This is a genomic window from Thalassobaculum sp. OXR-137 (genome assembly GCF_034377285.1).
GTDB lineage: Bacteria > Pseudomonadota > Alphaproteobacteria > Thalassobaculales > Thalassobaculaceae > Thalassobaculum.
In genome coordinates, this window is the sequence record NZ_CP139715.1 from 1,837,740 (window position 1) to 1,861,625 (window position 23,886).

The 23,886-nt window shown below is 67.5% G+C and carries 22 protein-coding genes; 18 read left to right on the top strand and 4 right to left on the bottom strand.

Features of this window, described 5'->3' with window-relative positions; translation table 11 throughout:
- Positions 1 to 62: 62 nt before the first annotated feature.
- Positions 63 to 1,292, bottom strand: coding sequence for a glycosyltransferase (locus T8K17_RS08625; RefSeq protein ID WP_322334094.1), 1,230 nt, complete (start codon positions 1,290 to 1,292; stop codon positions 63 to 65).
- Positions 1,292 to 2,851 (bottom strand): tetratricopeptide repeat-containing glycosyltransferase family protein, encoded by a 1,560-nt coding sequence (locus tag T8K17_RS08630; protein ID WP_322334095.1) that lies wholly within the window; start codon positions 2,849 to 2,851, stop codon positions 1,292 to 1,294. Before T8K17_RS08630 ends, T8K17_RS08625 begins: the two co-directional genes overlap by 1 nt.
- Before the next feature lie 319 nt (positions 2,852 to 3,170).
- Between T8K17_RS08630 and T8K17_RS08635 the strand changes: the two genes are divergently transcribed.
- The 16 genes from T8K17_RS08635 (at position 3,171) to T8K17_RS08710 (ending at position 17,927) form a co-directional block, all read left to right on the top strand.
- A complete protein-coding gene (locus T8K17_RS08635; RefSeq protein WP_322334096.1) occupies positions 3,171 to 3,995 on the top strand; it encodes a sporadic carbohydrate cluster 2OG-Fe(II) oxygenase in 825 nt (274 codons plus the stop codon).
- 7 nt (positions 3,996 to 4,002) lie between these two features.
- On the top strand, positions 4,003 to 4,458 hold the full coding sequence (locus T8K17_RS08640; RefSeq protein ID WP_322334097.1) for an LIC12192 family sporadic carbohydrate cluster protein: 456 nt from the start codon (positions 4,003 to 4,005) through the stop codon (positions 4,456 to 4,458).
- Between the two features lie 147 nt (positions 4,459 to 4,605).
- Entirely contained in the window at positions 4,606 to 5,625 is a 1,020-nt protein-coding gene (locus T8K17_RS08645; protein ID WP_322334098.1) for an SDR family oxidoreductase, read from the top strand.
- A gap of 29 nt (positions 5,626 to 5,654) precedes the next feature.
- Positions 5,655 to 6,263, top strand: coding sequence for an SIS domain-containing protein (locus tag T8K17_RS08650; RefSeq protein ID WP_322334099.1), 609 nt, complete (start codon positions 5,655 to 5,657; stop codon positions 6,261 to 6,263).
- A complete protein-coding gene (locus T8K17_RS08655; protein ID WP_322334100.1) occupies positions 6,260 to 6,811 on the top strand; it encodes an HAD-IIIA family hydrolase in 552 nt (183 codons plus the stop codon). Before T8K17_RS08650 ends, T8K17_RS08655 begins: the two co-directional genes overlap by 4 nt.
- An 18-nt stretch (positions 6,812 to 6,829) precedes the next feature.
- A complete protein-coding gene (locus tag T8K17_RS08660; RefSeq protein ID WP_322334101.1) occupies positions 6,830 to 7,555 on the top strand; it encodes a transaldolase in 726 nt (241 codons plus the stop codon).
- Positions 7,556 to 7,571: 16 nt separating this feature from the next.
- Positions 7,572 to 8,603, top strand: a complete 1,032-nt coding sequence (locus T8K17_RS08665) for an NAD-dependent epimerase/dehydratase family protein (RefSeq protein WP_322334102.1) — start codon at positions 7,572 to 7,574, stop codon at positions 8,601 to 8,603.
- Between the two features lie 11 nt (positions 8,604 to 8,614).
- Entirely contained in the window at positions 8,615 to 10,156 is a 1,542-nt protein-coding gene (locus T8K17_RS08670; protein ID WP_322334103.1) for a PfkB family carbohydrate kinase, read from the top strand.
- 25 nt (positions 10,157 to 10,181) lie between these two features.
- Positions 10,182 to 11,159, top strand: coding sequence for a Gfo/Idh/MocA family oxidoreductase (locus tag T8K17_RS08675; RefSeq protein WP_322334104.1), 978 nt, complete (start codon positions 10,182 to 10,184; stop codon positions 11,157 to 11,159).
- Entirely contained in the window at positions 11,156 to 12,457 is a 1,302-nt protein-coding gene (locus tag T8K17_RS08680; RefSeq protein WP_322334105.1) for a UDP binding domain-containing protein, read from the top strand. Before T8K17_RS08675 ends, T8K17_RS08680 begins: the two co-directional genes overlap by 4 nt.
- A 10-nt stretch (positions 12,458 to 12,467) precedes the next feature.
- A complete protein-coding gene (locus T8K17_RS08685) occupies positions 12,468 to 13,349 on the top strand; it encodes an NAD-dependent epimerase/dehydratase family protein (RefSeq protein ID WP_322334106.1) in 882 nt (293 codons plus the stop codon).
- A gap of 3 nt (positions 13,350 to 13,352) precedes the next feature.
- Positions 13,353 to 14,015 (top strand): class I SAM-dependent methyltransferase, encoded by a 663-nt coding sequence (locus T8K17_RS08690; protein WP_322334107.1) that lies wholly within the window; start codon positions 13,353 to 13,355, stop codon positions 14,013 to 14,015.
- A gap of 19 nt (positions 14,016 to 14,034) precedes the next feature.
- Entirely contained in the window at positions 14,035 to 14,868 is an 834-nt protein-coding gene (locus T8K17_RS08695; RefSeq protein WP_322334108.1) for a transketolase, read from the top strand.
- Positions 14,865 to 15,785, top strand: a complete 921-nt coding sequence (locus T8K17_RS08700) for a transketolase family protein (protein ID WP_322334109.1) — start codon at positions 14,865 to 14,867, stop codon at positions 15,783 to 15,785. The genes T8K17_RS08695 and T8K17_RS08700 overlap by 4 nt, the downstream gene beginning before the upstream one ends.
- Before the next feature lie 4 nt (positions 15,786 to 15,789).
- Positions 15,790 to 16,644: an NAD-dependent epimerase/dehydratase family protein gene (locus T8K17_RS08705; RefSeq protein ID WP_322334110.1), complete on the top strand. Its 855-nt coding sequence runs from the start codon at positions 15,790 to 15,792 to the stop codon at positions 16,642 to 16,644.
- The gene (locus T8K17_RS08710) at positions 16,641 to 17,927 is read left to right on the top strand and encodes a nucleotide sugar dehydrogenase (RefSeq protein ID WP_322334111.1); all 1,287 of its coding nucleotides are present in this window, start codon (positions 16,641 to 16,643) and stop codon (positions 17,925 to 17,927) included. Before T8K17_RS08705 ends, T8K17_RS08710 begins: the two co-directional genes overlap by 4 nt.
- 137 nt (positions 17,928 to 18,064) lie before the next feature.
- Here the strand turns inward: T8K17_RS08710 and T8K17_RS08715 are convergent, their stop codons facing one another.
- A complete protein-coding gene (locus T8K17_RS08715) occupies positions 18,065 to 18,412 on the bottom strand; it encodes a hypothetical protein (RefSeq protein ID WP_322334112.1) in 348 nt (115 codons plus the stop codon).
- 87 nt (positions 18,413 to 18,499) lie between these two features.
- Between T8K17_RS08715 and T8K17_RS08720 the strand changes: the two genes are divergently transcribed.
- Positions 18,500 to 21,262, top strand: coding sequence for a PAS-domain containing protein (locus T8K17_RS08720; protein WP_322334113.1), 2,763 nt, complete (start codon positions 18,500 to 18,502; stop codon positions 21,260 to 21,262).
- Between the two features lie 14 nt (positions 21,263 to 21,276).
- Positions 21,277 to 21,768, top strand: coding sequence for a response regulator (locus T8K17_RS08725; protein WP_322334114.1), 492 nt, complete (start codon positions 21,277 to 21,279; stop codon positions 21,766 to 21,768).
- Positions 21,769 to 21,774: 6 nt separating this feature from the next.
- Here T8K17_RS08725 and T8K17_RS08730 read toward each other — a convergent pair whose 3' ends face one another.
- A complete protein-coding gene (locus tag T8K17_RS08730) occupies positions 21,775 to 23,790 on the bottom strand; it encodes an aminopeptidase P family protein (protein WP_322334115.1) in 2,016 nt (671 codons plus the stop codon).
- Positions 23,791 to 23,886: the final 96 nt, after the last annotated feature.

The following is a 23,886-nucleotide window of genomic DNA, read 5'->3' on the forward strand; positions in this document are numbered from 1 at the left end:
GCATCGGGAGCCGGGCAGTGGAAGGTGCCGGATTTCTCAGGGAAACTGCCGTTTTCCAACCGTCAGGGGATGAGGTCGATGCCGCATCGCGCGCGCACTTCGTCGACCAGCCCGGGCAGGTATACCGTATCGAAACTGTAGTTCTGCTCGACGGTTGCCCGCGCCAGCCGGCCGATCTTGCCGCGCTCCTCGTCAGCCATGGCGAGGCCACGCAGGAGGTTGTCGCAGACCGACTGAGGCGTGTAGTCGCAGAGCAGCCCGTTCTTGCCGTCGGCGATCACTTCGCGCACCGGATCGGTGGCGGAGGCGACGACCAGGGTTTCCAGGGCCATGGCCTCCAGCATCGACCAGGACAGCACGAAGGGCACCGTCAGGTAGGCATGGACTTTGGCGATGCCCAGCAGGTCCAGGAACATCGGATAGGGGACCTTGCCGAGGAAGGCCGCGTTCTCGAGCACCGGGCCTTCCTGGTGCAGGAAGAAGTCGCGCCAGGAGGTGCCGCCCTTGGGCCGCTTGCCGTAGCTGATGTCGTCGCCGCCGATGAGCACCACTTTGACGTCCGGCGCGGCGCGGGCCAGCAGCTTGAGGGCTTCGAAGAACACGTCGAAGCCGCGGTAGGGCTCCAGATTGCGCGACACATAGGTGATGACCCGGTCGCCCTTGTTCAGGGTCCAGCCGTTCGGAAGCGTGACGCTATTCTTCCGGTTCGCCCGGATGTCCCCGACGGCAATGCCTTCGTGCAGCGTCAGGATCTGCGGCCACACGATCCGGGGATGGACGAATTTCTGCCATAGGGTCGGCGTCATGATGATGTCGGCCGCCATCATCGACTGGGTCAGGTGAAGGTTCCGCGCCACCAGCTTGCAGGCGGTGTCGACGGGGACGTCGCCCTTATGGGTGAACGCGGTGTCGGAGTAGCGGGACTCGTAATAGAACTCGGAGAAGACGACGAGTTTCGCCTTGGGGAAGATCTCCTTCACGAACAATGCCTCGCCCCAGCCGGAATGGGCGAAGATGATGTCGGGTTGGACGTTGTTCTCCTTCAGCGCCAGGAGTTTGCGCGCCACGGCCTGACCGTAGAGTAGGTGGGAGTCGAGGCCGGAAATGTACTGGTGCGACCCGCCGGTCGGCTTCCGGCTCAGGTCGTAGGTGATCCGGCGCACGTTCGGAAGGTCGACGGTGTTCTTCTTTGTAATGAAGTAGACCGTGTTCTTCTCGTTCTTCGCGAGCGCCTGACAGATGTTCTTGAACTGCCCGGGCATGTTCTGGTGGATGAAGACGATCACCGGCATTAGAGGGATTCCGCTTCTTTGCGAATTTCATCACGCACCAATGCGTAGAAATCGCGCCAGGACTGGTTTCTCGGCTTCTGCAGGATCCGCAGCGAGGGATACCAGCGGCTGTGCGGCCCGGTCATCCAGCGCCAGTCGCGGACATGGCCGACGACCACGAGCCCGCGCTTGCCCAGCGCCCCCGCCAGATTGGCCGTGGAGGTGCAGGACGACACGATCAGATCCATCTGGCTCATCAGCCGGGCGGTGTCGTCGAAATCCTTCAGGTCGCCGGACAGGTCCCGCGCACCCGGATACCGGGCCTCGATCTCGCCTTCGTCGATCCCCTTCTGCAGGCCGAAGTAGCTGACCGCGTCGGTGTCGAACAGCGGGGCGATATCGCCGATCCGGGCGGAGCGGTCCTTATCGTGGACGAAGTCGGGATTGCCGGCCCAGGTCAGCGCCACTTTGGGACGGCCGGTATCGGGAACCCGCAGGGCCTCGTCCTGTCGGGCGACCAGATAGGGGAATGTCAGGTCGCTCACATCGGAGACCCCGAGGACGCGGGCAATGTCGAACAGCGGGAAATAGAAATCGTACCCGTCGGGCAGTTTCAGGGTGTAGGGCACGAAACGGACCGAGGGGAAGCTGCGCTCGAATAGGGGCAGCAGGTCCGGAAAGCACTCGACCGTCACCTCTGTTCCGGCCGGCAGCGCGGCGGTCAGCCGATTCAGGAAGCGGACGAACAGGATGTTGTCGCCGCGGCCCTGCTCGCTATACACGAACAGCCGGCCCGACACGCTGGACAGGTCGGTGACGTTGGTGATCCCCGGATAGCGGATGCGCGTCGGGAAGCCTTGAAAGTGCCAGCGGTCCTTATACTTGCGAAAGCCGGAGACGAACTCGCCCTGGGCCATCAGCGACTGGGAGAAGTTCCAGGTGATGGAGTAGTTCTTCGGATCCAGGCATTCGCCGCGGCGGAACAGCCTGGAGGCGCCGGCGGCATCGCCGCGTTCGCGTTCCAGATTGCCGAAATTGTAATAGACGCCGGAATCCTGTGGCTGCATGAGCAGCGCGCGTTTGGAGGACGCGGCGCTTTCCTCGTAGCGGCCCAGATGCCGCAGTGAGGAGGCGAGGTTCATGCAGGTGCGCTGTGTCACCTGCTTGCGCAGCGCCTTGAAATACATCGCCACCGCCGCTTCGTGCCGGCCTTTCAGCGCGTAGTAGTAGCCGAGCTTGAACTCCAGGAATTCCTCGTAGAGGCCGGCCTGTTCGGCCGCTTCGATGATGCGGATCGCGGTGTCGATATCGTTGATCTGGAAATGCAGGTCGGCCAGCTGCCGGATCGCCGTGGTATCGTGCGGGCTCAGATTGACGCAGCGCGTGCGCAGGGCAAGATGCCGCGCTGGCGCCAGTTCCGAGGCGAACACGTCGCAGTACAATTGGATGACGACGGGAGAATTCGGATAGGCGGCGAAGAGGCGGTCGGCGAGCGGCTTGAGCACTTTATGGGCCCGTGAAGCGCGGCCGCGCTGTACCACGGCGGAGAGGATCGCGCCCACGGACGCCTGGTCGGACACATGCTTGTCGACGGCGGTGCGAGCCTTTCCCCCCCTCAGAATGCGATCCAGAACCTCAGCGGCAACGTCGCTCGCGCCGGTCGTGGCTTGTGCAGGACTATCGCCCACTTGGTATCCTCTTGGTGCCCTTGGAGGGAAAGAGACGTCCCCGTGTCTCACCCGATATGCCCGGGCCGGTCCGCAGGGAAAAGGGTCCTGGCCGTTTTCCGGCTATGGAGGATCTGATACATACCTAATCCTGTGGTGCCGTCAATGCCGCCCGCCCCCGCGAGGCGGCGGGATACGGTACCCGAATGCAGGCAGATGACGAGGTGAAGCCTTGGTCCTGATTGAGAGCTTCGTCGACCCCCAGGAGGCCGAGATCGCCGAGGCGTTCATGGCCGACGGTTACGTCATCATCGATGTCGACGACCGGGAGCGGCTGGATGCGTTTCGACGCGAGATCGTCAGCTTGGTCTGCCGCCACCTCGACTGTTCTCTTCCGGACGATGACGGGGCCTTTCTGAACGGCATCCACAGGCAGGTCGCGGTTGCCGACGTGAACGCCCTGCGCCTGTTCGTCTTCGAGCAGCTCAACCGCACCGCCTGGGCGCGGCCGAGCTACCTGTCGCTCGCCCGCTCGGCCATCGACCGCATCGTCGGCAACGAGTTGGCCATGCAGAACAAGGTCAACCTGTCGATCCAGATGCCGAACGACGTGACCTCGGTCCTGCCGGTCCATGCCGACCCCTGGTCGGCCGAGACGCCCTACGAGGTGGTGGAGTGGCTCCCGCTGGTCGATGTCTACGACACCAAGGCGATGTTCATCCTGCCGCCGGAGCACAACCGCACGGTCCGCGAGGCGATGAGCGACCTGCCGGACGGCGGCAAATCCCTCGACCTGTTCAATATGTACGAGGACAAGTTCCGCTGGATCCCGGTGTCCTACGGTCAGGTGCTGGTATTCTCGCCGCTGCTGCTGCACGGCAACGTCATGAACGAGGTTCCCGAGACCCGGTGGTCGCTGAACGCGCGGGTGACCGGCCTGTTCACGCCCTATACCAGCGACGAGAAATGCCTGGGCAGGTTCTACTCGCCTGCTACGGTGAAGATCATGAGCCGGATCGGCATGAATTTCCGCACGCCCACCGGCTTCGACGGGTAAGGCGGCCATGACCCGGGCCAAGACGGACGTGCTCCAGGGCTACGTGACGCACCAGAGCTTCAAGGGGCTGCGGATCCCCGCGAATGTGCAGAACCTGGTGATGCGGGACTATGCCAGGAGCCGGGACAAGACCTTCCGGCTGTCCCGCGGCGAGTACTTCTTCGACGGCTGCTACGTCCAACTCTTCGCCATGCTGCGGGATCTCGACCAGATGGACGGGATCATCCTGTGCAGCCTCTTCATGCTGCCGGCCAATGCGGACCGGCGGCGCGAGGTCTTCGACATGCTGCTCGCCGCCGGCGGCGAGATGCATTGCGTGTTCGAATCCCTGGTGATCCGGGACGAGACCGGGGTGGCCGAACTGGAGGAACTGTTCCTTCTGAACGACGCGCTCGACAAGGCACCGCGGGAGATAGACCGGTCGATTCTTCCGCCGCTGAACGGAATCGACAGTTTTACCTGACCTACCCGCGCGGCGGTTTGGCCGTCCTGTTGGACAGTAGCGGGGTCGGCTTGATATTGTTGCCACTTCAGTGAATCCCCTGCCGTGTGGTATGGGAAGGCAGGCGTCCGAGAAACGGATGCGACTATCCAAAAGGATGGGTCCACGGTGCAGAACGACCACACCATCAAGCGAGTCCTCGTGACCGGCGGCGCCGGATATGTCGGCTCGGTGCTGACGCCCAAGCTGCTCGAGGCGGGCTACGACGTCGTCGTCTTCGACATCCAGTATTTCGGCGACGACACGCTGCCGCTTTCCAATCCGAAGCTGACCTCGGTCAAGGGCGACCTGCGCGACACTCCTGCCTTCGCCGAGGCTGTCGCGGGCTGCGATGCGGTCATCCACCTTGCGTGTATTTCCAACGACCCGTCCTTCGTGCTCGACCCGACCCTGTCGAAGTCGATCAACTACGACTGTTTCGAGCCGATGGTCGTCGCGGCGAAGGCGGCGGGGGTGAAGCGCTTCATCTATGCCTCGACCAGTTCGGTCTACGGCGTGTCCGAGGCGCCCGACGTCACCGAGGACCATCCGCTGGTTCCGCTGACCGACTACAACAAGTTCAAGGGCATGTGCGAGCCGCTGCTGTGGAAGCACAATGACGAGGATTTCGTCGCCGTCACGATCCGCCCGGCGACGGTCTGCGGCTACGCGCCCCGCATGCGCCTCGACCTGTCGGTCAACATCCTGACCAACCATGCGGTCAATAACGGCAAGATCACCGTCTTCGGCGGCAGCCAGCTGCGGCCGAACATCCATATCGAGGACGTCTGCCGACTCTATGTGGACCTGCTGAGCCACGACGCGGCGAAGATCAACGGGGAGACCTTCAACGCCGGCTACCAGAACATGGCGATCTCCGAGATCGCCGAGGTGGTGAAGAAGGTCGTGGAGGAGCAGATGCCGGAGCGGGCGCCGATCGATATCGTCACCACGCCCAGCGACGATCTGCGCTCCTACCACGTCAATTCCGACAAGATCCGCAACGCGCTGGGCTTCGTGCCGCGGCTCTCGGTCGAGGATGCCGTCCGCGGCCTGGTACAGGCGTTCCGCGACGGCAAGCTTCCGAACCCGATGACCGACGACCGGTATTTCAACGTCAAGACCATGCAGAAACTGACCGCCGCCTGAGCGACGGAAGCAGGAAGGCGGGCCGCCCGATGTCCCACGCCGAGACGTATCTCGCCCAGGCGGCGGAGATCTGCCGCAGCCTCGATCCGGCGGAGATGGAGGCGATGGTCGCCGCCCTGGTCGCCCTGCGGGAGCGCGGCGGCCGGCTGTTCATCCTCGGCGTCGGCGGCTCGGCGGCCAATTGCGGCCATGCGGTGAACGACTTCCGCAAGCTCTGCGGTATCGAGGCCTATGCGCCGACCGACAACGTCGCCGAGCTGACCGCCCGCACCAACGACGAGGGCTGGGAGAGCGTGTTCGCCGGCTGGCTCCAGGTGTCGCGCGCCGGCGCCCGCGATGCGGTCCTGGTCTTCTCCGTCGGCGGCGGATCGCGGGAACGCAATGTCAGCCCGAACCTGGTCCTCGCCCTGGAATACGCCAAGCGCCAGGGGATGACGGTCTTGGGCGTGGTCGGCCGCGACGGCGGCTACACCAAGCAGGTCGGCGACCATGTGATCGTGGTGCCGGTCGTCGATCCGGCCCATATCACCCCCCATTCCGAGGCGTTCCAGGCGGTGATCTGGCACGGGCTCGTGTGCCACCCGGACTTGATGGCCCATGCCAACAAGTGGGAGGGGCTTGCGGGTGCGGTGCCGTGACGGAGAAGCGCAAGGCGGTTTTCCTGGATCGGGACGGCGTGCTGGTCCGCAGCGAGGTGCGCGGCGGCAAGCCCTATGCGGCCCTCACCCTGAGCGCGTTCGAGATCCTGCCGGAAGCGCCCGGCGCGGTGCGGGCGCTGAAGGCAGCCGGTTTCGTCACCGTGCTGGTCACCAACCAGCCCGAACTGGCGCGCGGCAACCTGGATCCGGTCACCATGGAGGCGATGCACGCCACCCTGGGCGCCGCGCTGCCGCTCGACGACGTGCGGATCTGCCCCCATGACGGGGACACGGGCTGTGCCTGCCGCAAGCCCGCTCCCGGAATGCTGCTCGACGCGGCCAAGGCGCTCGGTCTCGATCTGGAGCAGAGCTTCATGGTCGGTGACCGGTGGCGCGATGTGGGCGCCGGCCGGGCGGCCGGATGCCGGACGATCCTGATCGACCGGGGGTACGACGAGCCCGAACGCGAGATTCCCGATTTCACGGTGCGCGATGTTGCCGAGGCCGCCGGCGTTATTGTGGCCCATGCCGGCCGGCCGTCGGCGTAGCGCGGAAGGGACGGGGCCATGGTCACCTCTGTCGACGATCTCCGGATCAAGATCTTCGCCGACGGGGCGGATCTGGAGGGGATGAAGGCGATGGCCGCCAGACCCTATATCCGGGGGCTGACCACCAATCCCACCCTCATGCGCAAGGCGGGCGTGACCGACTATGCAGCCTTCGCGCGCGACGTGCTCGCCGCGATCCCCGACAAGCCGGTCTCCTTCGAGGTCTTCGCCGACGACCCGGACGCGATGATCGCCCAGGCTCGGGTGATCGGCGCCTGGGGGAGCAACGTCAACGTGAAGATCCCGGTCACCAACACGGCCGGCACCTTCATGGGCGACCCGATCGCCGCCCTGTCGCGGGAAGGCGTGGTGCTGAACGTGACTGCGATCATGACGCCGGCCCAGGTGAAGGCGGTGGCCGACGCCCTCGATCCGGCGACCCCGGCCATCGTCTCGGTCTTCGCCGGGCGGATCGCCGATACCGGTATCGACCCGGTCCCGGTGATGCAGGAGTGCCTGGAGATCCTGAAGGACCGCCCGAAGGCCGAGCTGCTCTGGGCCAGCCCGCGCGAGGTGCTGAACATCGTCCAGGCCGATGCGATGGGCTGTCCCATCATCACGGTCACCAACGACCTGCTGGCCAAGCTCGGCGGACTCGGCAAGGACCTCGACCGCTTCAGCCTGGAGACGGTGAAGATGTTCGAAGGCGACGCCCGCGCCGCCGGCTATACCATCGCGACCTGACGGAAGGAGCGAGGTCATGGCCGACAAGCCCTACGCCATCGTTACCGGCGGCGCCGGTTTCATCGGCTCCCACATGGTCGACCTGCTGCTGGCGCGCGGCTATCGGGTGCGGGCGATCGACAATCTGAGCGGCGGGCGCGAGCTCAACCTCGCTCATCATGGCGACAGCCCCGACCTGATCCGCGACTTCCGGGACATCCGCGGAATCCAGCCGGACGATGCGGCCTTCGCCGGTGCGACGGTCGTCATCCATTTCGCCGGGATCGGCGACATCGTGCCGTCGATCGAGCGGCCGCTCGAGTACATGTCGGTCAACGTCCAGGGCACCTGCTGCGTGCTGGATGCCGCCCGCACCGCCGGGGTGAAGCGGTTCGTCTATGCCGCCTCGTCCTCCTGCTACGGCCTCGCCGACGTGCCGACCCGCGAGGATCATCCGATCGCGCCGGAGCACCCCTACGCCCTGTCGAAGTATCAGGGCGAGCAGGCGGCGTTCCACTGGCACAAGGTGTACGGTCTGCCGGTCAATTCGGTGCGGATCTTCAACGCCTACGGCACCCGGTCGCGCACCTCGGGCGCCTATGGGGCGGTGTTCGGCGTGTTCCTGCGCCAGAAGATCGCCGGCCAGCCGTTGACCGTGGTCGGCGACGGCACCCAGAGCCGGGACTTCCTGTTCGTTACCGACGTCGCCCGCGCGTTCCTGGCGGCGGCGGAGACCGACAAGGTGGGCGAGGTCTGGAACCTGGGGGCGGGCGATCCGCAGCCGGTGAACCGGCTCGTGGACCTGCTGGACAGCCCGCATGTGAACATCCCCAAACGGCCGGGGGAGCCGGACTGCACCTTCGCCGACATCTCCAAGATCACCCGCGAGTTGGGCTGGAAGCAGGAGGTCTCCTTCGAGGAGGGTGTGGGCCGGATGCTGGCGCAGCTCGACTACTGGCGCGAGGCGCCGCTCTGGACTCCGGACAGCATCGCGCGGGCCACGAAGACCTGGTTCGACTATCTTGGGGATCGCCGGGAGGGCGGCGCCGGGAAGAGCGGGACGGCGTAGGGAGCGGGGCGGTGATCGAGAACAAGTACAAGCACAAGGTCAAGACCGCCGCCGAACTGGCGGAGCTTCTGGGCGACCCGCCGCGGCGCCGCAAGATCGTGATGTGCCACGGCACCTTCGATCTGGTGCATCCGGGCCATATCCGCCACCTGATCTATGCCCGCTCCAAGGGCGCCAAGCTCGTTGTCGGGGTGACGGCGGACGAGCACGTGAAGAAGGCCGACCACCGCCCCTTCGTGCCGGACGGTCTGCGGGCGATGAACCTGGCGGCCCTGGAAACGGTGGATTTCGTCACCATCGATCCGAACGCCACGCCCATCGAGAACATCCTGACCATCAAGCCCGACTATTTCGTGAAGGGCTACGAGTACCAGCGCGGCGGCCTGCATCCGCGCACCGCGGAAGAGAAGGACGCCGTCGAGAGTTATGGCGGCGAGGTGATCTTCACCCCGGGCGACATCGTCTACTCCTCTTCGGCGATCATCGAGACCGGCCCACCGGATCTCGCGGTCGAGAAGCTGATGAACCTGCTGGAGGGGGAGAAGCGGAGCTTCGCCGACCTCAAGGCGGCGCTGCAGGCGGTGAAGGGGGTGAAGGTCCATGTGGTCGGCGACACCATCGTCGATTCGCTGACCGTCACCTCGATGATCGGCGCCAGCGGCAAGACGCCCACGCTCAGCGTGCGCTACGAGGGGCGACGCGACTATGTCGGCGGCGCCGGCATCGTCGCCAAGCATCTGGAGGCGGCCGGCGCCGACGTCACCTTCACCACGGTCCTCGGCAAGGACGATCTGGCGGAGTTCGTGCGCGAGGATATCGGCCGCTCGGGCATCCACCTGAACGCCATCGTCGACGAGACCCGGCCGACCATCAACAAGAACGCCATCGTCGCCGGCGGCTACCGGATGCTGAAGATCGACACGCTCGACAACCGAGGCATCTCCGAGCAGATCGCCAAGAAGATCGTGCGGGGCATCAAGAACACCGCCGTCGATGCCGTGGTCTTCAGCGACTTCCGCCACGGCATCTTCAACGGCGAGAGCATTCCGATGCTGTCGGCCGCGATCCCCGACGCCGTGTTCAAGGTGGCGGACAGCCAGGTCGCCAGCCGCTGGGGCAACATCCTGGACTTCCGTGGCTTCGACCTGATCACGCCGAACGAGAAGGAGGCGCGGTTCTCGCTGGGCGACCAGGACACGGTCATCCGGCCGCTGGGCACGCGCCTGTACGAGGAGGCGCGCTGCAAGGTGCTGATCCTGAAGCTCGGATCCCGCGGCTCGATGACCTTCCGCGAAGGCGGCGGCGAGCTGCGCACCTTCTTCGGCCTGGACAGCTTCGCCGACCACGTGGTCGATGCGGTCGGGTCGGGAGACGCGCTGCTGGCCTATGCCACCCTGGCGCTGAAGGCGACCGGGGACGAGGTGGTGGCGTCGGTCCTCGGGGCGATGGCGGCGGCGGTAGAATGCGAGATCGACGGCAACATCCCGGTCACCCCGGACATGGTGCTGAAGAAGATCGAAACCTACGAGAGGCGCGCCGGCTTCCAGGAGTGACGCCGGCCGGAACGGGAATGCGCGGATGAGAGTGGCGATCGTCGGGTTCGGCGTCCAAGGACCCAAGCGGATGAAGGCGGCCGGCGACGACTGCGTCGCCATCGTCGATCCGGTGGTGGACCGCGAGGCGCATCCGGACCTCGCCGGCTCCGACGTGCCGCTCTACCGCGACCTGGCCGAGGTGCCGTTCCACGACTTCGACGCCGCCCTGGTCTGCACCCCCGACGAGCCCAAGCCGAAACTGCTGAAGACCCTGCTGGGGGCCGGCAAGCATGTGCTGGTCGAGAAGCCGCTGATCGCCGAGGACGACTGGGTGTTGGAGGAGCTGTCGGAAGCGGCCCGCTCCACCGGTGCCGTCTGCGTCACCGCCTATAACCACCGGTTCGAGCCGCATTTCAGGCGCATGCACGACCTGATCCGGTCGGGCGCGCTGGGCCGGATCTACAGCCTGCGCCTGTTCTACGGCAACGGCACCGCCCGATTGGTCCGCGACAGCGCCTGGCGCGACGGCGGGGCGGGGGTGCTGCCGGATCTGGGCTCGCATCTGCTGGACACGCTGAAATTCTGGCTGCCCGAGGCGGGCGGCTGGACCTTCGAGACCCGTGTCGCGCGGCGCCACGAGAACCGCTCGTTCGATCAGGTGATCGTCGCCTCCGACGGTGAGGACCAGCCGAGTGTCGAGCTGGAGATGAGCCTGCTGTCCTGGCGCAACCACTTCACCTGCGACGTGTTTGCCGAGAAGGGCAGCGCCCATATCGCGTCCCTGTGCAAATGGGGGGAAAGCACCTTCACCCATCGAACCCGGGTGCTGCCCGCCGGCCGTCCGCCGGAGGAAGTGGTTGTGGAGCCCCAGGGCGATCCGACCTGGGAGGCCGAATACGCCCATTTCAAGCGGCTCTGCGACGTGGGGAGCCATACCGAGATCGATAACGATCTGTGGCTGAACCGGACCCTGCGCGACCTCGCCCATCAGGCCTATGACCGCTTCGGGGCGCCGGAATGAGAGGATCGCCCGTCATCGCCTATTGCGGCATGACCCATCTCGGCCTGGTCTCCGGTACGGCGGCGGCGGCGAAGGGGTTCGACACCATCCTGTTCGACCCGGATGCCGATCTGATCGCCCGCCTGCGCGGCCGCGATCTAGTCGGGCGGCTGCAGGGGGTGGAACTGCCGGTCTCCGAGCCGGACCTGGCCGAGACCTATGCCGCCAACCAGGACCGCATCGCGGTCACCGCCGATGCGGCCGATCTGGCCCGCGCCGATCTCGTGTACCTGGCCCCCGACGTGCCGACCGACGATACCGGCGCCAGCGACCTGTCGGCGGTGGAGCGTCTTTTGGCCCTCGTGGCGCCGGCGATCCGCGACGATGCGGTGCTGGTGATCCTGAGCCAGGCGCCGCCGGGCTTCACCCGCGCCATCCCGAGCATCCGCGGCCCGCTGTACTATCAGGTGGAGACCCTGGTCTTCGGCATCGCCCTGCAGCGCGCGCTGGAGCCGGAGCGGTTCATCGTCGGATCTGCTGAGCCGGAGGCGCCTCTTCCCGCCGCGCTGCAGACCTATCTGGACGCCTTCGGCTGCCCGGTCCTGCCGATGCGCTACGAGAGTGCCGAGCTGGCCAAGATCTCCATCAACATGTGCCTCGTCGCGTCGATCGGCGTCGCCAACACCATGGCCGAGCTGTGCGAGCATGTCGGCGCCGACTGGGCGGAGATCGCGCCGGCCCTTAAGCTCGACCGCCGCATCGGCGCCTACAGCTATCTCGGCCCTGGGCTGGGGCTCGCCGGCGGCAACCTGGAGCGCGACTTGGCGACCGTCATACGGCTCGGCGCCGAGCACGGCACCGACACCGGCATCGTGACGGCCTGGATGGAGAACTCCGTCTGGCGCAAGGGCTGGGCGGCGCGGATTCTGAAAGCCCGTATGTTGAACGCCAACCCTTCGGCCCGGATCGCGGTGCTCGGCCTCGCCTACAAGCAGGACACCCACTCCACCAAGAACTCGCCGTCCCTGGCCCTGCTGTCGGACCTGGAGGGCAGGGAGGTCGTCGTCCACGACCCGGTGGTGCCGGCGTCGGCAGCACCGATCCCGGTGGACGCGGCGGACGGCCCCCTGGCGGCTGTGACCGGGGCCGACGCGCTCTGCATCATGACGCCGTGGAGCCCATACAAGGCACTCGACCCGAAGGCCGTGGCGGCGGCCATGCGTGGCCGGCTCGTGCTCGATCCCTACCGGGTGCTGGACGAGAAACAGGCCCTCGCCGCCGGCCTGGACTATGTGACGCTGGGCGTCACCAGGAGCTAGGAGGAACGCCATGCTGGACCATCGCCTGACCAAGCCTGCCCTGCCGCCCTGCACCGTCGTGCTCGGCGCCGGGTTCGTCGGCGGGGCCGCCGCGGATGCGATCGAGACGGCGGGCGGCCGTGTCGAGCGCATCGGCCGGACCCAGATCGACCTGCTGGCGGAGGGCGCCTACGAGTTCCTGGCCGAGCAGCTCCGGCCCGACGACGTGCTCGTCGTCGTCGCCGCCGAGGCGCCGTGCAAGGACGGCGAGATGCTGGCGCGCAACATCGCGATGATGAACACGGTGGTCGCCGCCCTGAAGCGCCAGCCGGTCGCCCATGTGATCTACGTCTCCTCCGACGCGGTCTACAAGGACAAGGCTGAGCCGCTGACCGAGGCCGATTGCGCTGAGCCGGGCTCCCTGCACGGGGTCATGCATCTGGCGCGCGAGCGGATGCTGCTGGACGAGAGCGGCCGGCCGGTCGGTATCATCCGGCCGACGCTGGTCTACGGCGCCAAGGATCCGCATAACGGCTACGGCCCCAACCGCTTCCGCCGGCTGGCGCTGGACGGCAAGGACATCACCCTGTTCGGCGACGGCGAGGAACGGCGCGACCACGTTCTGGTCGAGGATGTGGGCGAGTTGATCAAGCGCATGGTCATGCACCGCTCCACCGGCGTGCTGAACGCCGCCACCGGCGAGGTCCATTCCTTCCGCGAGGTGGCGGAGATGGTGCGCTCGCGCATCCGGCTGCGCATCATGATCAAAGGCTCGGATCGGGTCGGACCGATGCCGCATAACGGCTACCGGCCGTTCAATCCCTCGGCGACGTTTTATGCCTTCCCCGATTTCCGCTATACCCCGCTGGCCGAGGGCCTGGCCAAGGTCCACCGCCAAGTCACCGGAGGCTGACCCATGGGGCGCGAGATCAACCTGCTCGACGCGCTGCCGACGTCCAAGCGCAACGTGAAGGCGCGCGAGCACGCCAAGACCGACGAGCACATTCGCATCAGCCGGGAATACGGCGAGACCTATTTCGACGGTCCGCGCGAATACGGCTATGGCGGCTATCGATACGACGGCCGCTGGGTGCCGGTGGCGCGCGACATGATCGCCCATTTCGGCCTGGAGCCGGGCATGCGGGTGCTCGACGTGGGGGCGGCCAAGGGCTTCCTGGTGAAGGACTTCATGATCGCCTGCCCCGGGCTGGAGGCGTTCGGCCTGGACGTTTCCGAATACGCGCTCAAGCACTGCGAGCCCGAGGCGATCGGGCGGCTGCACCTGGGCTCGGCGGTCAGTCTGCCGTTCCCGGATGACAGTTTCGACGCGGTGATCTCGCTCAACACCCTGCACAACCTGAGGAAGCCGGACCTGATCACCGCCCTGCAGGAAATCATGCGGGTGGCCCGGGACGGCAAGGCCTATGTCCAGGTCGACAGCTATCGCACCGAGGAGGCGCGGGCGCTGTTCCTCGACTGGGTCCTGACCGCCTATACCCACGACTACCCGGAGGGCTGGATCAGGATCTTCGAGGAGGCCGGCTATACCGGCGACTACAACTGGACGCTCATTTCCTGACAGCCGGAGACACGGCCCCATGACCGCCACGCCCGGACATAACAGTTTCGATCCCGCCGCCTCGCGCCAGCGCTGCATGCGGTATCGCCGCCGGATCCTGGACATCTCCCAGCATGTCAGCGCGCTGCACGCCGCCGGCGCCTTCTCCTGCATGGAGCTGACGGATACCTGCTACCACGGGCTGATGCGGCCGGACGGGCAGGACACCTTCCTGATGTCGAAGGGCCATGGCTGCATGGCGCAGTACGTGATCCTGGAGGACCGGGGCGTGCTCGACCGCAAGCACCTGGACGAATACTGCACCGCCCACGGCATCCTCGGCGCCCATCCGGATTACGGCAATCCGGGGATCGAGGCGTCGACCGGCTCGCTCGGCCACGGCATGGCCATGGCGGTCGGCATGGCGGTGGCCGAGCGCAACAAGGCCGGTGGGGCGGCCGATGCCGGGGCGGTCTACTGCGTGCTGTCCGACGGCGAGGTGCAGGAAGGCTCCACCTGGGAGGCCTTCATGATGGGCTCGACCCTGGGCCTCACCAACCTAGTGGCGCTAATCGACAACAACGACTTCCAGTCGCTGGGCCGCACCTCGGAGACCCATCCGAGCTTCTATCCGCTGGACGAGAAGCTGGAGGCGTTCGGCTGGGAGACCGCGACCGTCAACGGCCACGACGCGGAAGCGGTCTACAACGCGGTCACCAACCGCAAGGGCGGCAAGCCGTTCTGCCTGATCGGCCGCACCACCAAGGGCAAGGGCGTGTCCTATATGGAGAACGTGCCGATCTGGCATTACCGCTCGCCCAATCCCGAGGAATACGCCCAGGCGCTCGCCGAGCTGAAGGAGATCGCGTCGTGAGGAACACCTTCGCCGAAGTCCTCTACGATCTCGCCAAGGACGACCCGCGGATCCACATCGTGGTCGCCGACATCTCGCCCGCCGGTTCCATGGGCAAGTTCCGCGAGGAGTTTCCCGAGCGCTTCATCAATGTCGGCGTGGCCGAGCAGGCGATGATCGGCATCTGCGCCGGGCTGGCGTTGAAGGGAATGCGGCCCTTTGCCTACACCATCGCCACCTTCTCCCTGTACCGCCCGTTCGAGATGGTGCGCGACGATCTGGGCTACCAGAACCTGCCGGTGACGGTGGTGGGGATCGGCGGCGGGGTGATCTATTCCACGCTGGGCGGTACCCACTACGCCCAGGAGGATATCGCCATCGCCGGCGCCATCCCGAACATGTCGATCATCGCCCCCTGCGATCCGGTGGAGGCGACCGAGGCGACCAAGTGGCTGGTCAACCGCGAGGCCGGCGGGCCGGTCTATTTCCGCTTCGGCAAGGCGGGCGAGCCGACCTTGACCGGCCCGGACAGCGACCCCTGGGAAATCGGCAAGCTGCGCTACCTGCGTCGGGGCGAGGACGTGGCGGTGCTGTCCTACGGCGTCATCACCAAGATGGCGTCCGAGGTCGCAGACGCGCTGACCGAGGACGGCAACTCGGTCTCGCTGGCCGTCTGCCACACCCTGAAGCCGCTCGACACCGCCGGCATCGCCGACCTGCTGCGCCGGCACAAGCGGGTGATCGTGGTGGAAGAGCATGCGCCCCAGGGCGGGCTCGCGCCCCAGACCAAGCAGATCGCCTGGGACATCCGGGCCGAATGCGAGCTGCACACCTTCACCCTGAAGGACGAGTTCGTGCACTGCTACGGCAGCCACGAGGACATCCTGGCGGCCCACGGCCTGTCGGTGGAGCGGATCCTCGCCACGGTGCGCCCGTAACCCCATGCGCGTTCTCGTCACCGGAGCGGCCGGGTTCAGCGGTCGGGCGATCGCCCGATGGTTGGCGGCCGAAGGTCACGAGGTGGTCGCCCATTGGCACACCACCCCGCTGCCCGACGATCTGGCCGAGGGCGAGACCTGGCGGGCCGATCTGGCCGGCGACGACCCGCTGCCCCCGAAGCTGGACGCCATCGTCCACACCGCGGCGACTTCGCCTGCCACTGGCGCGGCCGACACGGTGCCGAGCGCCCGGCTGATCCGCGACAACGCGGCAGCGACGGCGCGGCTGGCGGCTGCGGAGGTGGGAATGTTCGTCTACCTCTCCAGTCTCTCGGTGCACGGGACAATTACCGAGCCCGTGGTGACGCCGGATACCCCGGTGGTGAACCCGGACGCCTATGGTATGTCGAAGCTGCTGGGCGAGCGGGCGGTGGCCGAGCGGGCCGGGCCGGCCCTGGCGATCCGGCTGCCGGCGGTGATCGGCCGAGGGGCCGCCCGGAACTGGCCGGTCCAGGTGCTGGCGAGACTGATACGCGGAGAGACTGTGCGCATCTTCAACGGCGACGCCGCCTTCAACAACGTGGTCCATGTTCAGGACGTGGCCGCCTTCGTCTCCCAGGCCTTGATCGACCCGCCAAAGGCTTTCGCGGCGGTCCCCGTCGCCAGCCGCGACCCGATCACGGTGCGCAAGGCGGTGATGGGCCTGGCGGAGGCGGTCGGCGTCGCCGCGGCCATCGAAGACGTCCCGGCGCCCAAACCGTCCTTCACCGTCGATCTCGGCCCGGCCGCCGCCCTCGGCTTCGCGCCGCGGAGCACGGCCATGGCCTTGCGGGATTACGCCCGGGAGGAAGTGCGATGAGCGGCGACGCGACAGTCGCGGTGCTCGGCCTCGGCTATGTCGGCCTGCCCCTGGCACTGGCCTTCGCCGAAGCGGGACGCACGGTCGTCGGTTTCGACATCGACGGCACCCGCACCGCCGATCTGGGCCGGGGGATCGACCGCAACGACCCCGAAGGGGTGGCAATCGCTCTGCCGGCGGGCCTGCGCTTCACCTCCGATCCAGCCGACCTGGCCTCGGCCGATGTCTTCGTGCTGGCGGTGCCGACCCCGATCGACGACAGCCGCCGACCGGATCTCGGCCCGCTGGCCGATGCCGCCCGGGTTGTCGGCGGCGCGATCCGGCCGGGCGGGCTGGTGATCGTGGAATCCACCGTCCATCCCGGCGCCACCGAGGAGGTGGTCGGCCCCATCGTCGCCAAAATCTCCGGGCTGACGGCGGGCGAGGGCTTCAAGCTCGGCTATTCGCCAGAGCGCATCAATCCGGGCGACACGAGCCATGGGCTGGGCGACGTGGTGAAGGTCGTCTCCGGCCAGGATGCCGAGACCCTGGCCCGGGTGGTGGCGCTCTATGCCCCGGTGGTCCCTGCGGGGCTGCACGAAGCGCCGTCGATCAAGGTGGCCGAGGCCTCCAAGATCACCGAGAACATCCAGCGTGATGTGAACATCGCCCTGATGAACGAGCTGGCGCAGGTCTACGACCGGCTCGGCCTGCGCACCGAGGACGTGCTGGCCGCCGCGCGGACCAAGTGGAACTTCGCGCCCTACACGCCGGGCCTGGTCGGCGGCCACTGCATCGGCGTGGACCCGTACTACCTGATCGCCAAGGCCGAGACCCACGGCTACTACCCGGAACTGATCCGCTCGGCACGGCGGCTGAACGACACCATGTCGGAGCGGATCGTGCAGAAGACCGTCACCCTGCTCGGTACCGGCGGCACGGCCATCGCCGGCGCCCGGATCGGGGTCATGGGGGTGGCGTTCAAGGAGAACGTCTCCGATGCGCGGAACAGCCAGGTACCGCCCATCGTCAAAGGCCTCGCCGATCTCGGGGCGACGGTGATGGTGGCCGATCCTCTGGTCGACGCGCCGATGGCCCGTCGCGCCCTCGGCATCGACCTCGTCGCCGCCGACACGCTTGTCGATCTGGACGCCCTGGTCCTGGCGAGCCCGCACCGGGCCTTCCTGAAGGATGGGGTCTCGGGCCTGGGCGCCCGGCTGCGGCCGGGGGGGCTGCTGGTCGATATCAAGTCGGTGGTGGCACCCGGCGATCTGCCGGAAGGACTCCGCTACTGGAGCCTGTAGCGGTCCGCCGTTAACCAATTTTTCTATATTTTGAAATAGGTTAGGAATAACGCACCCCCGCGCCGGGCATGCCGGTGTCTCGGGTGAGTCCTTGCCACAGACCCGGCAACAATGAAAAATGCAGTCGCCTAGCCGGGTCAATAAATCACTTTGGTAAGTGTGGAAATTTTTTGCGCGGAGACATGTCCGGTCCATCCGATCATTTGTCCGGTATTGTCCGGGGGTTGAGCCAGGCGGTCGTCGCATTCGACCGGACCGGATCGGCAATTGCATGGAATGACGCCGCGCAGACCGTCTTCGGTGACCTGGCCGCACCCGGAGCCGCCCCCACCGTCGAGGCTCTTGCCGGGGATGAGGGCGAAGCCCGGCGAGTCTTCGATGCCGCGCTCGGCGGCGGGACCGGCCGGGTAGCGCTCGGTTCCGGTCGGGGGGCGGTCGACTGCCTGCCGACCCGTGATGCGGCCGGAGCGGTGATCGGCGTTCATTGGGTCGCGGCACCGCCGGTCGCCGGTAAGTCCGCCGCCGGGCCTGACACCGGGGCTGACCCCGGGGCTGACACCGAGGCGGCCGCCGTGCGGCGGCGGTTGGATCTGCTGAGCGACGCGCTCAACACCATGGACGATGCCCTGTCGATCTATGACGGCGACGACCGTTTCGTCTTCGGCAACGAGAGCTTTTTCAGGATGTACCCGTTCCTGCGGGAGCGCGGCGATATCGTCGGCCACGGTTTCGAGGAACTGCTGCGGTTCAGCCTCGCCCGCGACCTCTCGCTCACCGAAGAAGAGCGCGAGCACTACGTTCAGCGCCGGCTGGCGGCGCGGCGCGACGGGGCCCCGATTCCCGAACGGCAGGTGCCCGACGGCACCTGGTACCTCGTGAAGGAGACCTACAGCCCCAACGGCCTCACCGTCACGACCCGGCTGGACATCACCGCCCGCAAGCAGACGGAACTGACCCTGGCGGCCACGACGACGGTGCTGCAGGTGATCCTCGACACCATGCCGAACCCGCTGATCGCCTTCGACAAGGATAACTATCTGGTCGCCTGGAACCGCGGCTTCGAGGCCCTGGTGGAGCTGTCGCCCGGCGACTTGACCGTCGGCAGGCCGCTGGTCGGCGTGGCCAAGGACATCATCCGCCGTGTGCCGTCCACCGAATCCGGCATCAAACGGATGTTCCGGGCCATCGCCCGGCGCGGCGGGGTGGAGTTCGAATGGGAGCGCGAGGGCTCGGAGATCTATCAGGTCATCGGCCGACCCATGCCCGACGGCGGATACCTCTCCATGTGGCGGGATCTGACCCTGGAACGCCGGGCCGAGGCGCTGGCGACGGCCACCCAGGCGCGGCTGCTCGACGCGATCGAGACCATGTCGGAAGGCTTCGCGCTGTTCGACCGCAACGATCGCCTGGTGCTGTCCAATGCCCAGTACAAGGAGATGTACGGACTCCCGCAGGCGGCGTTCGACGAGTCCTGGACCTTCGAGCGGCTGGTCCGCTACACGCTGGCCCGCGATCAGTATCCCGAGGCGCGGGGCCGCGAGGAGGCGTGGGTCGCCGAACGCCTGGAGCGCCATCGCAATCCGCCCAAGACGGGCTTCCTTCAGCCTATTTCCGACGGCCGCACCATCCTGGTCAGTGAGAACAGGACCCAGGAGGGGGGCGTCGTCGGCATGCGCTCCGACATCACCGACCGGATCGAGGTGGAGACCGCCCTGCGCCGGGCGCGCGACGCGCTGGCCGGGCAGACCCGCTCGCTGCGGCAACTGGCGAACGAGCTGGACGAGGCCCGACGCCGGGCGGAGGAGGCCGACGCGGCGAAGTCGCGGTTCCTGGCCATGATGAGCCACGAGCTGCGCACGCCGATGACCGGCCTGCTGGGCATGATCGAGCTGCTGTCGCGCACCAGCCTCGATAGTGACCAGACCGGCTTCATCGACATCATGCGGAACTCCGCCGACACCCTTCTGGCGCTGCTGAACGACATTCTCGACTATTCCAAGCTCGAGGCCGGCAAGGTCCAGTTGGAGGAGATCCCGTTCTCCCCGGCCGTGGTGCTGAACGACGTGGTGCGGCTGTTCCAGATTCCGGCGACCGCCAAGGGCATCGCGGTGGAGGGCCGTATCGGCGATGATGTGCCGCCCTGGTTGCTGGGCGATCCGCTGCGCCTCAAGCAGATCCTCTCCAACCTGGTGTCCAACGGGCTGAAATTCACCAACGAGGGGTCGGTGACGGTTTCGCTGATGCTGGGCGGGGAGCGGGACGGGCGCGTGGAGATCCTCGGTGCCGTCGAGGATACCGGCATCGGCATCCCGTCCGAAGTCCAGGGGCAGCTGTTCGCCGCGTTCGAGCAGGGGGCGGCCAACACGTCGCGCCAGTTCGGCGGCACCGGCCTGGGCCTGTCGATCTGCAAGCGCCTGGTGGAGGGCATGGACGGCTGGATCTCCCTGGAGAGCACCCAGGGGACCGGATCGGTCTTCTCCTTCTGCGTGGTGATGCAGCCGAGCGAGCAGCCAGTTGTCGAGCCGGCGGTCCAGCCGATGGAGGAGGATGGCGAGCCGATCCACATCCTGCTGGCCGAGGACAACGAGGTGAACCGCATGCTGGTCTCCCGCATGCTGGCTAAGGCGGGTCACAGGATCGACGAGGCCGCCGATGGGGCGGAGGCGGTCCAGGCGGTCCGGCGCCGGGTCTACGATCTGGTGCTCATGGACATGCAGATGCCGGTGATGGACGGCCCCGATGCGACGCGGGAGATCCGGGCCATGGGCGGCGACCGGGCGCAGATGCCGATCGTCGCCTTGACGGCGGATGCCATTCCGGAGCATCGAACGACCTATCTGGCTGCCGGTCTGGACGACGTCCTGCTGAAGCCGGTGGATTGGGGTGCCCTCAACCGCACGATTTCGTGGGCATCGCGCCGCCGGCGCGAGCAGGGGGCGGTATCGGACGGCGCGGGAGTCGAGAACGAAATGTTTGCAGTGCCTGCTTTCGACCGGGCCCGGGTACGGGCGGCGGTCGGCTCTCTGCCGCCGGCGCGGGCGGTCGAGATGATCGCCCTGGTCCCTCAGGAAGCCCTGCGCCAGCTCACGCTGCTGGAACGGGCGGTGGAGGCGGGCGATATCGACCGGGTCCGGCAGCTTGCCCACGCGATGAAGGGTCTGGCGGCGAATTTCGGTGCGGTGCTGATGGAACGCGCTGCCGCCCGGTTTCACGACGCCGGCCACGAGATCGCCAAACTCGTCGGCTGTATGGCGGATCTGCGGCGCGCGGTCGCCGCGACCCGTGAGCAGGCGCCGGCGGTGATCGCCGAGTTCGAAGCGTCCACGAAAGACTGAAAGCGGAGACACGCATGTCCTTAGAGGTCGGGTTCGGCGAGCTTCGTGTGCTCGTCGTCGAGGACGACCGGGCGAGCCGTATGCTGACGGTCGCGCTGCTGGAAGAACTCGGCATCTCGGAGATCAAGGTGGCGGCGGAGGGCGAGGAAGGCCTGCGCGTCCTGCGCGGCTACGCCCCCGACGTGATCGTCTGCGACATGGTCATGCAGCCGATGGACGGCGTGACCTTCGTGAAGCGGGTGCGCACCGACACCTCCTCGGCCAATCCCTACGTCCCGATCATCCTGGTGACCGGCCAGGCCGACCGCAACACGGTCCGGATCGCCCGGGATGCCGGGGTGAACCTGTTGATGGCCAAGCCGATCACCCTGGAGGCCCTGCGCAAGCGCATGAACGTGGTGCTGAACGAGCGCCGGGAGTTCATCATGAACCGGTCCTATGTCGGACCCGACCGCCGCCGCCAGGATGTGCCGATCGGCGGCAAACGCGACCGCCGCCGGGACTGACCGCCCCTACCCTCCGCCGAGCGGAGCGGTCGCGTCCTCCAGCCATTCCCGGTGGGCGGCGTCCAGGGCGGGTGAGACCCGGCGCCGGACCTCGGCGTGATAGCGGTCCAGCCAGGCGATCTCCTCCTCCGTCATCAGCGCCGGATCGACCAGCCGCCGGTCGATCGGCGCGAAGGTGATGGTCTCGAAGCAGAGCATCGCCCGCCCGTTGTCCTCCTGGGCCGGCGCCTCCACCGCGATCAGCAGGTTCTCGATCCGGATGCCGTAGGCCCCGGGCTTGTAGTAGCCCGGCTCGTTGGACAGGATCATGCTCGCCTCGATCGGCACGCGGCTGGCGCTAGAGATGCGCTGTGGCCCCTCGTGCACGCCCAGGAAAACGCCGACCCCGTGCCCGGTGCCGTGGTCGAAATCCAGCCCTGCCCGCCACAGGAACTGCCGGGCCAGCGCGTCCAGCTGGCCGCCGGTGGTGCCCGTCGGGAACCGCGCGGTGGCGATGGCGATGTGGCCCTTGAGCACCAGCGTGAACCGTTCCCGCATTTCCGGGGTGGGCCGGCCGACCGCGACGGTGCGGGTGATGTCGGTGGTGCCGTCCAGATACTGGGCGCCGCTGTCGATCAGGTAGAGGCTGCCGTCCTCCAGCGGCCGGTCGGTCTCCGGCGTGACCCGGTAATGCACGATGGCGCCGTCCGATCCGGCGCCGGAGATGGACGGGAAGCTCGGTCCCCGCCAGTTGGCGACCTGCGACCGGAATCCTTCCAGCGCATCGCTGGCGCCGAGCTCGGTGGTGCCGGTGCCGGTATCGTCGATCCATTTCAGGAAGCGGGCCATGGCCGCCGCGTCGCGGGTATGGGCGGCCCGGGTGCCGGCCAGCTCGACCGCGTTCTTGCGGGCGCGCGGCAGGATGCAGGGGTCTTCCCCCAGCACGACCGTGGCGCCCGCCGCGTCCAGCCGGCCCCGCATCCACTCGGTCGCGGCATCCGGGTCGATGGCGACGGTGCTGCCCGCCGCGCCCAGGGCGTCGAGGGCGGCGCCCACCGCCTCGAACGGCCGCAGGGTGACGCCGTTGCCGAGTGCGGTCCGCACGTCGGCGGTGCACTTCGCCTCGTCCAGGAACAGCTCCACCATCCCGGTCCGGTCCATGGTGGCATAGGCCAGGGGCAGGGGCGTGTAGGGCACGTCGGCGCCGCGCAGGTTGAGCAGCCAGGCGATGGATTCCGGCTGGTTCAGGACGGTGGCGTCGATGCCGCGGGTGGCGAGGTCGGCGGCGATCCGTTCCCGCTTCGCCGCCGCGTCCAGGCCGGTCAGCGTGGTCGGCAGCACCTCCACCGGTCCGAGCGGGGCGGCGGGCCGGTCGGCCCACAGGGCGTCGATCGGGTTCGTCTCCAGCGGCACCAGGCTGCCGCCGCTCTCTCCGGCGGCATCGGCGAGGCGCTTGGCGGCGTTGATCGAATGCAGTTTCGGATCGAAGCCGAGGCGCCGGCCGGCCAGATGCTTGCGGACGTAGTCGGCCGGCGGGGTGCGGATCACGTGCTCGACGCTCCAGCGGCCGGTATCGACCTGCTGCGCCACCTGCAGGGTGTAGCGTCCGTCGACGAAGATGACCGCGACCTCCGGCAGGACCAGGACCACGCCGGCCGATCCGGTGAAGCCGGTCAGCCAGGACAGCCGCTCGGCCGGGGCCGGAATGTACTCGCCCATATGCTCGTCGGCCCGCGGCAGGATGAAGCCGTCGACCCCGGCCTCGGCGAGGGCCGCGCGCAGCCGGTCGAGCCGGGTCGGATCGGCTTTGGGTTCGCCCGGGCGCAGGGCCTCGACCGCCGCGTCCAGGCGCTCGGCCAAAGCGTCGGACAGGTCGGCGGCGATCAGCCGGTGCCAGGCGCGGGCCGGATAGGTGCGGGGACCGGCGGCGATCCGGCCCAGGATCTCGGCCAGCCCGGCGGCATCGGTCTGGGCGCCCGCGGCCCGCAGATCGGTGGCGAGGGCGGCGATGTCCGGGGACGGCGTCGGGGCGATGGACGGCATGGTCTGGCTCCTGTTCGTGCCGCCTGACTCGGGCGTCCGGCGGGGTGGAAGTCAAGAGCCTATCGCCGCATCGCTTTCTGCTCGACCGAGGCGTTT

Bases quoted from the DNA above. Each gene is read 5' to 3' on its own strand.
- T8K17_RS08625 (WP_322334094.1), bottom strand. From the start codon at position 1,292: ATGCCGGTGATCGTCTTCATCCACCAGAACATGCCCGGGCAGTTCAAG.
- T8K17_RS08640 (WP_322334097.1), top strand. From the start codon at position 4,003: ATGACCCGGGCCAAGACGGACGTGCTCCAGGGCTACGTGACGCACCAG.
- T8K17_RS08650 (WP_322334099.1), top strand. From the start codon at position 5,655: ATGTCCCACGCCGAGACGTATCTCGCCCAGGCGGCGGAGATCTGCCGC.
- T8K17_RS08660 (WP_322334101.1), top strand. From the start codon at position 6,830: ATGGTCACCTCTGTCGACGATCTCCGGATCAAGATCTTCGCCGACGGG.
- T8K17_RS08665 (WP_322334102.1), top strand. From the start codon at position 7,572: ATGGCCGACAAGCCCTACGCCATCGTTACCGGCGGCGCCGGTTTCATC.
- T8K17_RS08675 (WP_322334104.1), top strand. From the start codon at position 10,182: ATGAGAGTGGCGATCGTCGGGTTCGGCGTCCAAGGACCCAAGCGGATG.
- T8K17_RS08680 (WP_322334105.1), top strand. From the start codon at position 11,156: ATGAGAGGATCGCCCGTCATCGCCTATTGCGGCATGACCCATCTCGGC.
- T8K17_RS08685 (WP_322334106.1), top strand. From the start codon at position 12,468: ATGCTGGACCATCGCCTGACCAAGCCTGCCCTGCCGCCCTGCACCGTC.
- T8K17_RS08690 (WP_322334107.1), top strand. From the start codon at position 13,353: ATGGGGCGCGAGATCAACCTGCTCGACGCGCTGCCGACGTCCAAGCGC.
- T8K17_RS08695 (WP_322334108.1), top strand. From the start codon at position 14,035: ATGACCGCCACGCCCGGACATAACAGTTTCGATCCCGCCGCCTCGCGC.
- T8K17_RS08705 (WP_322334110.1), top strand. From the start codon at position 15,790: ATGCGCGTTCTCGTCACCGGAGCGGCCGGGTTCAGCGGTCGGGCGATC.
- T8K17_RS08710 (WP_322334111.1), top strand. From the start codon at position 16,641: ATGAGCGGCGACGCGACAGTCGCGGTGCTCGGCCTCGGCTATGTCGGC.
- T8K17_RS08715 (WP_322334112.1), bottom strand. From the start codon at position 18,412: ATGAACGCCGATCACCGCTCCGGCCGCATCACGGGTCGGCAGGCAGTC.
- T8K17_RS08725 (WP_322334114.1), top strand. From the start codon at position 21,277: ATGTCCTTAGAGGTCGGGTTCGGCGAGCTTCGTGTGCTCGTCGTCGAG.
- T8K17_RS08730 (WP_322334115.1), bottom strand. From the start codon at position 23,790: ATGCCGTCCATCGCCCCGACGCCGTCCCCGGACATCGCCGCCCTCGCC.